The sequence below is a fragment of the Lysinibacillus canaveralius genome, from assembly GCF_047301505.1.
In the GTDB taxonomy this organism is placed as follows: Bacteria; Bacillota; Bacilli; order Bacillales_A; family Planococcaceae; genus Lysinibacillus_B.
Genome location: NZ_CP154840.1, coordinates 2,782,804 through 2,794,902, shown reverse-complemented (window position 1 = coordinate 2,794,902; position 12,099 = coordinate 2,782,804). Strand labels below are relative to the sequence as shown.

Annotated in this window: 13 protein-coding genes; 9 read left to right on the top strand and 4 right to left on the bottom strand. The window is 41.5% G+C overall.

Annotation, left to right across the window (positions count from 1 at the left end):
• Positions 1–19 precede the first annotated feature (19 nt).
• On the bottom strand, positions 20–526 hold the full coding sequence (locus AA0Y26_RS14225) for a DUF1189 family protein (RefSeq protein WP_413362745.1): 507 nt from the start codon (positions 524–526) through the stop codon (positions 20–22).
• Between the two features lie 112 nt (positions 527–638).
• On the opposite strand from AA0Y26_RS14225, the gene AA0Y26_RS14220 reads away from it, so the two are divergent.
• A complete protein-coding gene (locus AA0Y26_RS14220) occupies positions 639–1,118 on the top strand; it encodes a DUF456 domain-containing protein (RefSeq protein WP_413362744.1) in 480 nt (159 codons plus the stop codon).
• Positions 1,119–1,240: 122 nt separating this feature from the next.
• Positions 1,241–1,846: a superoxide dismutase gene (locus AA0Y26_RS14215; RefSeq protein WP_413362743.1), complete on the top strand. Its 606-nt coding sequence runs from the start codon at positions 1,241–1,243 to the stop codon at positions 1,844–1,846.
• A 220-nt stretch (positions 1,847–2,066) separates the two neighbouring features.
• On the opposite strand, the gene AA0Y26_RS14210 is transcribed toward AA0Y26_RS14215, so the two are convergent.
• From AA0Y26_RS14210 to crcB, 3 genes are read right to left on the bottom strand one after another with little or no spacing between them, the layout of a single operon-like run.
• Positions 2,067–3,185, bottom strand: coding sequence for an S-layer homology domain-containing protein (locus tag AA0Y26_RS14210; protein ID WP_413362742.1), 1,119 nt, complete (start codon positions 3,183–3,185; stop codon positions 2,067–2,069).
• A gap of 19 nt (positions 3,186–3,204) precedes the next feature.
• Positions 3,205–3,537 (bottom strand): fluoride efflux transporter FluC, encoded by a 333-nt coding sequence (locus tag AA0Y26_RS14205; RefSeq protein WP_413362741.1) that lies wholly within the window; start codon positions 3,535–3,537, stop codon positions 3,205–3,207.
• Positions 3,534–3,899: a fluoride efflux transporter CrcB gene (gene crcB, locus AA0Y26_RS14200; RefSeq protein WP_413362739.1), complete on the bottom strand. Its 366-nt coding sequence runs from the start codon at positions 3,897–3,899 to the stop codon at positions 3,534–3,536. Before crcB ends, AA0Y26_RS14205 begins: the two co-directional genes overlap by 4 nt.
• Before the next feature lie 201 nt (positions 3,900–4,100).
• Between crcB and AA0Y26_RS14195 the strand changes: the two genes are divergently transcribed.
• From AA0Y26_RS14195 to rocF, 7 genes are all read left to right on the top strand, one after another.
• Complete coding sequence (locus tag AA0Y26_RS14195; RefSeq protein WP_413362737.1) at positions 4,101–6,314, top strand: peptidoglycan D,D-transpeptidase FtsI family protein; 2,214 nt, start codon at positions 4,101–4,103, stop codon at positions 6,312–6,314.
• A 179-nt stretch (positions 6,315–6,493) separates the two neighbouring features.
• On the top strand, positions 6,494–7,447 hold the full coding sequence (locus AA0Y26_RS14190; RefSeq protein WP_413362735.1) for a PstS family phosphate ABC transporter substrate-binding protein: 954 nt from the start codon (positions 6,494–6,496) through the stop codon (positions 7,445–7,447).
• A 59-nt stretch (positions 7,448–7,506) separates the two neighbouring features.
• Positions 7,507–8,433 carry a phosphate ABC transporter permease subunit PstC gene (gene pstC / locus AA0Y26_RS14185; protein ID WP_413362733.1) on the top strand — a complete coding sequence of 309 codons (927 nt, stop codon included), beginning with the start codon at positions 7,507–7,509 and terminating at the stop codon, positions 8,431–8,433.
• A gap of 1 nt (position 8,434) precedes the next feature.
• Positions 8,435–9,313, top strand: a complete 879-nt coding sequence (pstA, locus tag AA0Y26_RS14180) for a phosphate ABC transporter permease PstA (protein WP_413362731.1) — start codon at positions 8,435–8,437, stop codon at positions 9,311–9,313.
• 12 nt (positions 9,314–9,325) lie between these two features.
• The gene (pstB, locus tag AA0Y26_RS14175; RefSeq protein WP_413362729.1) at positions 9,326–10,159 is read left to right on the top strand and encodes a phosphate ABC transporter ATP-binding protein PstB; all 834 of its coding nucleotides are present in this window, start codon (positions 9,326–9,328) and stop codon (positions 10,157–10,159) included.
• A gap of 13 nt (positions 10,160–10,172) precedes the next feature.
• Positions 10,173–10,832, top strand: a complete 660-nt coding sequence (phoU, locus tag AA0Y26_RS14170; RefSeq protein ID WP_413368223.1) for a phosphate signaling complex protein PhoU — start codon at positions 10,173–10,175, stop codon at positions 10,830–10,832.
• 344 nt (positions 10,833–11,176) lie between these two features.
• On the top strand, positions 11,177–12,064 hold the full coding sequence (rocF, locus tag AA0Y26_RS14165; protein WP_413362727.1) for an arginase: 888 nt from the start codon (positions 11,177–11,179) through the stop codon (positions 12,062–12,064).
• Positions 12,065–12,099 lie beyond the last annotated feature (35 nt).

The following is a 12,099-nucleotide window of genomic DNA, read 5'->3' as shown; positions in this document are numbered from 1 at the left end:
GCGAGTGAGAGATTCATGCTTACTTCTTTGGTTGTTTTGGGTATTTTGTTAATGCGATGATTATGAAGAACATTGTGATAAAGATTCCTATCATGGTTGTCCACACATCCGAGAACCGGAAAAACGAAAAGACAATAGATAATAGAGTCGCCCATGTTATCGCAAAAGCTGATGTCCGCCAAATATGGCGATACTCTCCGCGCCGTTTCATAACGTTTAATAGCGTATAGCCTGCTAGTGCATATAAACTTATACGTGCGAAAATAAGAAGGGAAGTCATGATAAACAAAAAGACAAAAGCAAACGGATAGAGCAGCCATTGGATATCAGCTAAATAGTCCGCTACACCGTCGATATTGAAAATGTCCTCAGAAAAGCCGGTAGTGAATTGACCGAATGAAAATACGGTTACAACGGTAATAAGCAGGAACACGTATTGAATGACCCTTCCAATCGACATAATTCGGTAGGCGGCCAGTTTTTTAGGGTTGATTAAGCTGTCGATGAATAATTGTGAGTGTTTCATATCGTTTCTCCTCCAAACGAAAGTTTACCATGAAAAAGACGGGAGGAAAATGGACATTGCATGAAACCTTTTAGAAGGTCATACGTAATTTGAGAGAAAGAAGGAGGGTATTATGGATATTATTGCTTGGATATTAATTATTGCATTTTTTGTCGTCGCATTTGTAGGGCTGATTTATCCTATTATTCCATCGGTTATATTTATTTTAGGTGGATTTGTTGTGTATGGATTATTTTATAGCTTCAGCGATTTGCCATGGTGGTTCTGGTTGATTGAGATTTTGTTTGTTGCACTGCTGTTTGGCGCAGATACAATTTCTAACCTTGTCGGTGTAAAGAAATTTGGCGGAACGAAGGCTGGGATGTGGGGAAGTACAATCGGTCTCCTGATAGGCCCGTTTGTTATCCCGTTTTTAGGCATTCTTATTGGTCCATTTTTAGGAGCAGTAATCGCTGAACTGTTTGTCACGCGTACATCATGGCAGCAGGCTCTGAAAGCTGGGGTCGGTTCACTTGTTGGATTTTTAACCTCCGTTGTGACAAAAGGAATCTTGCAGGCTCTTATGATTGTTCTGTTCTTCTTGGTTATTTAACTGGTCGTTTTCCGCCAAAAGGCTGATTTACCATTTTCGAGGGCTTTTTTAGTTGAACGCCCCCCAAAATTTTGATACTTTAGATATGGCATCATATTTATTTATTTCAAGGAGGAATTGTCATGGCTTACAAATTACCAGAATTAACTTATGCATACGATGCATTAGAACCACATATCGATGCACGTACAATGGAAATCCACCATTCAAAGCACCACAATACGTATGTAACAAACTTGAACGCAGCGGTAGAAGGCACTGAATTCGCTGACAAAGACATCAACGAACTAATCGCTAACCTAGATGCGCTTCCAGCAGACAAACAAACTGCAGTGCGCAACAATGGTGGTGGACACGCTAACCACACATTATTCTGGGAATTAATCGCTCCAGGCGGATCTAAAGAGCCTGTAGGCGAAGTGAAGGCTGCAATCGAAGCTAAATTCGGTTCATTCGATGCTTTCAAAGAAGAATTTGCAAAAGCTGCTACAACTCGCTTCGGTTCAGGCTGGGCTTGGTTGATCGTAGATGGCGATTCTGTTGCAGTTACTTCAACTCCAAACCAAGACTCTCCAGTAATGGAAGGCAAAACACCTATCCTAGGATTAGACGTTTGGGAGCATGCTTACTACTTAAATTATCAAAACCGTCGTCCAGACTACATCGGTGCTTTCTGGAATGTAGTAAACTGGGACGTAGTAGAGAAAAAGTTCCAAGAAGCTAAATAATAGCAAATAACCTTTCGCAATTCTCCTTTTGTGATGAAAACGTCAGCAAAGAGGGAATATGAAGTAATAAAAAGCTCGTATTACGCGAGCTTTTTATTATTTATACGGAAGGAAAGGCTCCAGATTTGTTCTACTTCCTTTTACTTAAAAAGAAAAACCACGAGTCATTCGGATAATTCCAATGATCCGCGGTTTTTTTGTTTTTATAAAAATCTGTTTCTTACATTGGATAGAGATTAAGCGCTGTTTCGAAATTCTCCACTGTTACGACTGCAGAGAAGGAGGCACTTACTCCATTGCCTGCCACTGTTACTATGTAATGCCCCGGTGTATAGATGGATAGTTCGAGACCATTTGATGCACGGCCGATATAATAGCTGCCTGCAGGCATTGTTTTCCCGTCTATTCCTTGTACGAGGACAGTTGATGGAATAAAGCTGAGCTGTAAATCCTCATATGTATAAAAATTTACATTGTGTGAAAGTTCTTCTGTAAGATTGCTGTCTGTCATATTGATTTGCAGTATGCCATTATTAGGCTGAACATTAACTTTATACAATTTGTATTGCATTGTCTGTGTTGCCGAAAGTGAAGAAGGGCCGGCTATGAGCAGGCGAGTAGAACCTTCCTTCACAGGCAATAAATGAATTTCTGTCCCTGATGAAACAATGTTGATAAGTTCCTTTTCAGTTGACCATTCTGTAAAGGCTGTCATCCCCATATTTTTCGCCGCTGCCAATGAGCCGTTCTTTGGCGAGGTTTCTGCACGTCTGATAAAGATGGCTAATTGTCCGCGTGTTACATGGTTTCCAGGAGAGAAGGTAGTAGCTGTCGTCCCAGTTGTAATCGCATAACTGTATAGTGCATTTACATATCCAAATGTTTCCGAGTCTTTTGCTGTATCTGAAAAAGGCAATGTTTGAAACACACCGGAAATCCGGAAGGCATTTGTTAAGATTTTTGCCATTTGTCCTCGTGTAATAGGACTGTTCGGCTTAAATGTTCCATCCGCATAGCCATTCAGTATTTTTCGTTCGGCAAGCGCAGCTATTGCACCGTAATGCTCATATGATTCGGGTACGTCTGAAAAATGAACCGAGGCATTTTTTGTATCAAGCTTTAAGACACCGGATAAAATTTTTGCAGCCTGTGCCCGTGTTACAACTTCGTTTGGACGGTAAGTTCCATCTTTATAGCCGCTGATAACGCCGCGATCAACAAGATTTGTCACAGCTTTTCCTACCTCTGTGCCGGGGGAGACATCACTGAATATGGTAGCTGCGGTGGTGTGAAATGGCGAACATACGATGAAAAATAGTGCCAGTAGCCATTTTTTCATAAAAATCTCACTCCTTTTATTATAAAAAAGCTGCAGTAAATGCAGCAAATCCCAAAATCATACTGCTGCCAATATAGATACCAGCAGTGAGAAAGCGTCTTGAAAGTAACAGCTGTAATGCTTCATAGCTAAAAGTAGAAAAGGTTGTAAACGCGCCTAAAAAGCCAACAGCAATCAGCTGGTAAAGTGCTGTGGGAAGTCCGCTGTTTACTGCAATGCCAAGAAGGAAAGAGCCAAGGGTATTAACGAATAATGTAGAAAAAGGAAAACTGCCATTAATTCCAGCGAGAACCTTTCCTATATAGAATCGGCTTATTGCACCGAACCAGCCGCCAACCATAACTGAAATCATTGCGTCACCCCGTTTCTGAGTTTATAACCCGCATAACTCCCTAATACCCCTCCCAATATGGAAAGGCAAATATAAAAAAAAGCCCATTCGAACTGCCCATTTTTAACGAGGGAAATCGTTTCATAGCTAAAGGTGGAGAAAGTTGTAAAGGAACCTAGAAGTCCTGTTGTCAGCGCCAGCTTTATATGAGGTATTCTTTTTAAAAAGGGCCCGCTTAAAAGAAGGCTCAGCAGAAAGCAACCTATCATATTAACAAGAAAGGTTGCCAGCGGAAATTCTGCATCATAGGAGATGAGATGGCTGACGTAAAAGCGAAGAAGAGCCCCAATAGCTCCCCCAAGACCGACAGCAATAAATTCCATTTCCTCCACTCCTCTATTTCGATATGTTTCTATTAAACAGGAAGAAGAAAAAAAATGAAACCTTTTGTGTAAAAATAGAGTCAAAACAATGGGAAACAATATGGCCCTGTAGTACTTTTTTTACCGGAGTGATGATGTTATACTAAAAGGCATGGGTTTTAATAATAGTAGAAAGTTATTTTTGAAGAAAGGGGATTTTAAATGCGAAAACCAATCCAGAACAAACGCAACCAAAAACCAAAGGCAAAGCAACGGGCAAGCCTGACATTCCGCATGAACGTCCTTTTCTTTTCGATATTCTTATTGTTTTCCGTACTTATTTTCCGCCTTGGATATTTGCAAATTGTGAAAGGGGAAGATTATGTAAGTAAATTAGCGATGATGGAGGAAGTCAAAGTAAACACGAGTGTTCCTCGAGGCCGTATTTATGACCGAAATGGCCGTATTTTAGTGGATAATGTGCCTGAAAATGCAATTACATATACAAAATTGCCGACAACGAAGACAGAGGAAATGGTCAAGATAGCCGAAAGCTTGGCTGCTCTAATCGATATGCCTACAAATCGGGTGACAGCTCGTGATAAGGAAGACTTCTGGATTTTGCTAAATGCTGAAGAAGCGAAGGAAAAGGTAACGACAGAAGAGATGAATAAATTCCGTCAAGCGAATGAGGGGATTGAAGAAAAAGAAGTAAACAGGGAGTACGATAAACGTGTTCGTGAGCGGATTACAGAAGAGGAGCTTGCCTCATTGACAGAGCAGGACATGGAAGTGCTGGCGATATACCGGGAAATGACAAGCGGCTATAATCTTTCGCCGCAAATTATTAAAAGCGAAAATGTAACCGACCATGAATTTGCTCTTGTCTCAGAGCGGCTATCCGAATTACCGGGGGTAAATACGACCACAGATTGGAAGCGCGTACGGCTTGCGCCTGTAGCAGTGCTAGGACGAACAACAACGCCGAATAAAGGGATTCCGAAAAGCCAATTGGATCACTATCTGGCGCGTGAATACTCCCGTAATGACCGGGTAGGAGAAAGTTATTTTGAAGCCCAGTACGAAGAGCTCCTGCAAGGAGAGAAATCAGTCGTTAAAAACGTTACGAATAAAAAGGGTGAGGTTGTCGAGACCCTTACTACGTATGACGGCGAGCCTGGTAAAGATCTCGTAACTACACTTGATATCGAGCTCCAGCAAAAAGCAGAAGAAATTGTAGAAAAATACCTGCTGGAGGCAAAAAGATCGGGCAGTGCCTCATTACTTGACCGGGCATTTTATGTGATGATGGACCCAAAGACGGGAGAAATCCTATCAATGGTCGGTAAAAAGATTGAGTATGATGAAGAAACAGGCGAGCGTTATCTTGTAGATTATTCATACGGCAACTTCACAACAGCTTATGAGGCAGGTTCCACGGTAAAGGGTGCCACTGTTTTAACAGGTTACCGGGAAGGGGCTATTCAAATTGGAAGTTCCCTTATTGATGAACGGCTTTATATCGGTGGCGTTGAGAAAAGTTCGGTTTTCAACCGATATGGCCGAATGAGTATGAACGACTTAGCTGCCCTTGAGCAGTCATCGAACGTATATATGTTTAAAATTGCTTTAAGCCTAGGCGGACTAACATATTATCCGGGTATGGGCTTGAATCTTGGAAATGATACTTTACAAAAGATGCGTAATGGATATAATCAAATGGGCTTGGGTGTCCGGACGGGCGTAGACCTGCCAGGAGAGACGACGGGGATTGCTACTGACCCAAATAATCCTGGTAATATCCTGGATCTTTCAATCGGTCAGTTTGATACGTATACGCCATTACAGCTTGCACAGTATGTATCGACGATTGCCAACGGCGGTTACCGCATCCAGCCCCGCATGCTGAAGGAAATTCGTAATCCTTCGACTGACGGTGAAACAATGGGTGCACTGGTAGAGGAAATAGAGCCTAAAATATTGAACCGTATTGATAATACAGAACAGGAAATCAATCGAGTGAAGGAAGGGTTCCGTCGTGTATATATAGGTGCAAAAGGTTCGGCAGCAAGATATTTCCGCGATGCACCTTATACAGCGGCAGGTAAGACTGGTACAGCTGAGGTAAAATACTATGACCCTGAAAAGTCGAAAAGCGGGATTGATACATTAAATCTTGTCCATGTAGGCTTTGCACCATATGAGAACCCTGAAGTGGCATACGCAGTTGTCCTTCCGTGGGCAACAACAAATTTCAATAGCTATCAATCGTATAATAATATGATTGCACGTGACGTTTTGGACGCTTATTTTGAGCTGAAGGAAAAACGAGCAGGCACAGACATCTCGTCTAGTACAGCCAGCCAGAAAATTCAGCCAGCCCTGTCTGAAGAAGTACTAAATGAGGATGAAGAAGAAGAAACGGTAAATGAATAGTTAAGTAAGGAGTAGTTCTTTAGGCGAAAGCTTATGGGACTACTCCTTTTTTATTTACAAAATTTACAATTGTTAATACCTCTTTACCTAGGATTAACAACCTATTCATACGCTCTCAATATTCAGAATCTATAGTTGGAAATGTAAGAATAATACCTTTGATTTGGAGGACATTCACAATGAAAAAATGGAAGTACTTAGGCGCAACAGCATTAGTAGGGGCTACTTTACTACTAGGAGCTTGCGGAGACGACACAGACTCATCAAAAGCAAACGGGGCTGAAACAGAAGAAGGCACTGCACAGCTTTCAGGAGATGTAGTTGGTGATGGATCTTCCACAGTGGCACCGATTATGGAAGCCGTTGTAGAAGAATATGCAGGTGAACAAGGCGACGTACGTGTCTCTGTCGGGGTATCAGGAACTGGTGGAGGATTTGAAAAATTCATCAATGGAGAAACAGACTTTTCAAATGCATCTCGCCCAATGAAAGATGATGAAGCGAAAAGCTTAGAAGATGCAGGAATTGATTATACAGAATTTGAAATCGCATATGACGGTTTATCGGTTGTAATCCATCCAGATAATACATGGGCAAAAGAATTGACAGTAGATCAATTAAAACAGCTGTGGGTAGAGGATGGTACGACGAAGAAGTGGTCAGATATCGACCCGTCATGGCCGGATGAAGAAGTAGTATTCTATTCACCGGGTGCAGATTCCGGTACATATGACTACTTTGACGAGGTTATTTTAGATGGGGAAGACCTAGTGAAGTCAGCGACTCTATCAGAAGACGACAATGTATTGGTACAGGGAGTTATTGCTGATAAAAATGCCATTGGATTCTTCGGATATGCATATTACCTGGCAAACGAAGACAAGCTGCAAGTTGTATCGATTGATGGAGTGACGCCTACGAATGAAACAATCGAATCTGGTGAATATTCACCGCTGTCACGCCCTCTATTCGTATATGTGAAGAATGAAGCGATGAAAGAGAACGAAGCAGCCTACGACTTTATGAAATTTACACTTGAAAACGCTGGCGATATGGCGGAACTTACTGGCTATGTCCGCTCACCACAGGAAAAATATGATGAAGGTTTAGCAGCTCTAGAAGCATTACGTTAAACCTGAGACGTGTGGTAAGGCAAGCTTACCACACATTTTTTATTAGAAAGGAAGATTTAATGAGTCAATCAGTTCAGTCCATGATTGCTGCTTCTCGTAATAGGAAAAGTAAGAAAATCATTGAAAAGCTTGTTCCAATAGCATTGTTCTTAGCAGCGGCGTTATCTGTACTTACCACTTTCGGCATTGTTTTTACGTTAATATTTGAGACATTTGAATTCTTTAGCCGCATTTCAATCACGGATTATATTTTTGGGACGGAGTGGCTTCCTTTTTCAGGAAAAGAGCCGCTGTACGGTGTACTGCCGCTTATTTTAGGGACTTTTAAAGTTACATTTATTGCGATTTTGGTGGCGGTACCGTTCGGGCTTGGTGCGGCGATATATTTGAGCGAGTATGCATCAGATAAAACACGTCGTATAGTTAAGCCTATTTTAGAAATTTTGGCGGGAGTACCAACGATTGTTTACGGCTTTTTCGCGTTGACGTTCATTACACCGGCCCTGCAGGAAATAATTCCGTCATTAAAAATATTCAATGCACTGAGCCCGGGGATTGTAGTAGGAATTATGATTTTACCGATGATTGCATCTATGTCAGAAGATGCTATGAGTTCTGTGCCAAATTCAATCCGTGAAGGTGCTCTAGGACTAGGGTCTACGAAATTTGAAGTTGCTATCAAAGTCGTGCTTCCAGCTGCTCTTTCCGGTATCGTAGCATCTGTGGTGCTCGCTGTTTCCCGTGCAATTGGAGAAACAATGATTGTATCTCTTGCAGGCGGATCGACACCGACATTTGAATTTGGGTTCACGGACTCTATTCAGACAATGACGGCCTATATCGTTCAAGTCTCTACTGGGGATGCTGGTTATGGTACGACAATTTACTATTCGATTTATGCAGTTGGTTTCACGTTATTCATCTTTACATTAGCTATGAATTTACTCGCACAATATATTTCGAAACGCTTCCGGGAGGAGTATTGACATGAAGTATTTGAATGATGTCCTTGTAATGAAACGGATGAACTCTCGTCTTACATTTAACAAGGTATGGAAAGCAATATTCCTTTTGGCAACAAGTTTTGCATTATTATCACTTGCTGTGCTATTGTTCCGTATCTTCTCCCAAGGTCTAGGTTATTTGAATTTTGACTTCTTAACGAATTTTGCATCTCGTATACCTGGAAATGCAGGTATTAAAGCAGCGTTAATTGGTTCGCTCTGGTTAATGGCAGTAGTCGCACCTGTTTCTATCATTCTAGGTGTTTCTACAGCAATCTATTTAGAGGAATATGCCAAAAAAAATAAAATCAATGATTTTATTCGTATGAATATTGCAAACCTGGCAGGTGTGCCATCGATAGTATTCGGGCTTCTGGGCCTTACAATTTTTGTTCGGATGCTGGATCTTGGAAAAAGCATTTTAGCAGCCGGATTTACGATGAGTTTGCTTATCTTACCTGTCATTATTGTAGCAGCACAGGAAGCGATTCGTGCGGTGCCGAATGAACAGAGAGAGGCATCATACGGGATGGGGGCTACGAAATGGCAAACGATTATACGTGTTGTGCTTCCAGCAGCCATTCCAGGGATTTTAACAGGAAGTATACTTGCTCTTTCTCGTGCGATTGGCGAGACTGCACCGCTTGTTGTAATCGGTATCCCGGTTATTCTGCAGTTTCTTCCGACAGGGCTGCTCGATTCCTTTACAGCGTTGCCAATGCAGATCTTTGATTGGGCGAAACGTCCTCAGGAAGAGTTTCAATACGTGGCAGCAGCAGGCATTATTGTTCTGATGACAATGCTTGTATTGATGAACTCTATTGCTGTACTGATTCGAAATAAGTTTCAAAAACGCTATTAAGGAGTGGATAAAATGATTCAAATAGCTGAACAAAAAACACCTAAAATTGTTGTGAATAATGCAAAGTCAAAAGCGGTAAGCAATTCGAAAAAAGAATTCGTTTTCCAAACAAAAAATTTCGACTTATGGTATGGCGAGCATCATGCGTTGAAAAACCTCAACATTGATATTGCGGAGAATGAGGTAACTGCAGTAATTGGACCGTCTGGATGCGGGAAATCTACCTATGTAAAAGCATTAAATCGAATGGTTGAACTGGTACCTACTGTACGTACGACTGGGGAAATCAATTACCGGGGACGTAATATTTTCGGCACTAATTATGAGGTGGAAGAGCTGCGTACAAAAGTAGGGATGGTATTCCAAAAACCGAATCCTTTCCCTAAGTCTATCTATGATAATATTGCTTACGGACCACGTATCCATGGAATTAAAAACAAGAAAATTCTTGACGAAATTGTAGAGAAATCATTGCGGGGTGCTGCTATTTGGGATGATGTGAAGGACCGTCTTCATCAGAATGCTTACAGTCTCTCTGGAGGGCAGCAACAGCGAATTTGTATCGCTAGATGTCTTGCCATTGAACCGGATGTCATTTTAATGGATGAGCCCACATCGGCACTTGACCCGATTTCTACACTCAAGGTGGAAGAGCTGGTACAGGAGCTGAAGGAACAATACTCTATCATTATTGTTACCCACAATATGCAGCAGGCAGCCCGAATTTCCGATAAAACAGCATTCTTTTTAAATGGGGAAATTGTAGAATTTGATCAGACGGACAAAATCTTCTCAAACCCAACAGATAGACGGACAGAAGATTATATTTCTGGACGATTTGGATAAGGAGTGAAGAAACATAATGGTACGTGAGAGATTTGAAAATGATTTACAGGATGTGCAGCAGGCATTTCTTGAATTAAGTACAAAAGCTATTGATGCATTTGAGCTTGCTTTTAAAGCTTTTGTAGAAAAAGATATGGACCTTGCACTTGAGATTATTGAAATGGATACGGATATTAATCGTTTGGAGGAAGCGATCAATGATCGCGTTATTCTGTTGATTGCAAAGCAACAGCCTGTAGCAACAGATTTACGAAGACTGATCGTCATGATCAAAGCCTCAGCCGATATGGAGCGCATTGGAGACTATGCTGTGAATATCGCGAAGGAAACGATACGGATGGGGAAAGATCCTTTTATTACAACAATCGAAACTTTAGAAGATATGCATTTCCGGACAACATCTATGCTTCGTCAGATTATAAAGGCATTTATTGAAGAAAATACGGCAAAAGCTAAAGAAATTGCAGATTTGGATGACCAGGTGGATGAACTGTATGGAGATACGGTTAGTAATCTGATGCGGCTTTCAAGTGTCCAGACAGAAAATCTATCGCAAATCACCTATTTATCTTTTATCGCCCGTTATATTGAGCGTTGTGCTGATTATGCAACAAATATTGCAGAGCACCTGTTTTATCTTGTGAAGGGGCAGCGGTACGAATTGAATAACTGATGAAAAGCGAAAAATGTAGTCCCGAAAGTTCGAATGGCTGGACTGCTTTTGGACTGCTGGCTGCCAAAATCTTTGTTTATGCGGCGGTACGTTAGCATATTCACATTTTCAGTATAAAGGGCGTGTCTCATAAATTTGAGATTCGCCCTTTGTTTGCTTTTGTTTTCTGAAAAATGACAGAGAAAATCTGTTTTGGTGCAAAAAAATAAGTTACAATAATTGTTAGACGACATTAAAGGGGTGCTTCATTTATTTGGTTTTGCCGAAAATCGGAAAAGCCAAGGTACTGTCGTCTAATCATATATTTTACTTGATTGCACAGTAATTAGAGGGGGAAGAATGAAATGAACACAGTTGGAATAGTAGGGGTTCCTATGGACTTAGGGCAGGAGCGGCGCGGCGTCGATATGGGACCAAGTGCTATACGTTATGCAGGCCTGCAGGACCGGTTATTGGAACTTGGCTATTCAGTTATTGATTATGGTGACATTTCGGTACAAGGGCGGTGTCCAGTACAAATCGGAGATGCCAATCTGAAAAATCTTCAATCGGTCGTAGAAGCAAGTCTTGGTGTGAAAGAAAGTGTTATAAAAATGTTGAAAGATGATGTATTTCCACTGATATTAGGGGGAGATCACAGTATTTCAATCGGGACGCTTGCAGCAATTAATGAAAAACGGAGCAATGTCGGCGTCATTTGGTATGATGCCCACGGCGATTTAAATATACCGGAAACGTCGCCATCAGGAAACATACATGGGATGCCACTTGCTGTAAATTTAGATCTTGGCCATTCATCCTTAACTTCCATCGGGGGAAATAAAATTAAACCTGAAAACATTGTGCTGATTGGAGCGCGGGCGCTCGATGAGGGAGAGAAGGAGCTCATTCACAGGCTTGGGATAAAAGTATTTACTATGCATGAAATTGACCGGATGGGAATGACGTCTGTCATTGAGCAGACGATTGCTCATTTAAAGGATACAGACGGTGTTCACTTATCTCTTGATCTTGACGCACTTGATCCGATGGAGTGCCCTGGAGTAGGGACACCAGTCCGTGGAGGCATTACATATCGTGAAAGCCATTTGGCGATGGAAATGCTTGCAGAAAGCAGGCTTATTACATCAGCAGAATTTGTAGAAGTGAACCCTATTTTAGATGATCGTAACAAAACAGCAGAAGTAGCCGTTGCATTAGTCGGTTCACTTTTTGGAGATAAGCTTCTATAAATAACAAGAACTGCGCAATGTGGCGCAGTTCTTTT

Coding starts and splice junctions, on each gene's coding strand:
- pstA (WP_413362731.1), top strand. CDS start 8,435: ATGAAGTATTTGAATGATGTCCTTGTAATGAAACGGATGAACTCTCGT.
- pstC (WP_413362733.1), top strand. CDS start 7,507: ATGAGTCAATCAGTTCAGTCCATGATTGCTGCTTCTCGTAATAGGAAA.
- AA0Y26_RS14225 (WP_413362745.1), bottom strand. CDS start 526: ATGAAACACTCACAATTATTCATCGACAGCTTAATCAACCCTAAAAAA.
- crcB (WP_413362739.1), bottom strand. CDS start 3,899: ATGGAATTTATTGCTGTCGGTCTTGGGGGAGCTATTGGGGCTCTTCTT.
- AA0Y26_RS14220 (WP_413362744.1), top strand. CDS start 639: ATGGATATTATTGCTTGGATATTAATTATTGCATTTTTTGTCGTCGCA.
- AA0Y26_RS14190 (WP_413362735.1), top strand. CDS start 6,494: ATGAAAAAATGGAAGTACTTAGGCGCAACAGCATTAGTAGGGGCTACT.
- AA0Y26_RS14210 (WP_413362742.1), bottom strand. CDS start 3,185: ATGAAAAAATGGCTACTGGCACTATTTTTCATCGTATGTTCGCCATTT.
- AA0Y26_RS14215 (WP_413362743.1), top strand. CDS start 1,241: ATGGCTTACAAATTACCAGAATTAACTTATGCATACGATGCATTAGAA.
- AA0Y26_RS14205 (WP_413362741.1), bottom strand. CDS start 3,537: ATGATTTCAGTTATGGTTGGCGGCTGGTTCGGTGCAATAAGCCGATTC.
- AA0Y26_RS14195 (WP_413362737.1), top strand. CDS start 4,101: ATGCGAAAACCAATCCAGAACAAACGCAACCAAAAACCAAAGGCAAAG.
- pstB (WP_413362729.1), top strand. CDS start 9,326: ATGATTCAAATAGCTGAACAAAAAACACCTAAAATTGTTGTGAATAAT.
- rocF (WP_413362727.1), top strand. CDS start 11,177: ATGAACACAGTTGGAATAGTAGGGGTTCCTATGGACTTAGGGCAGGAG.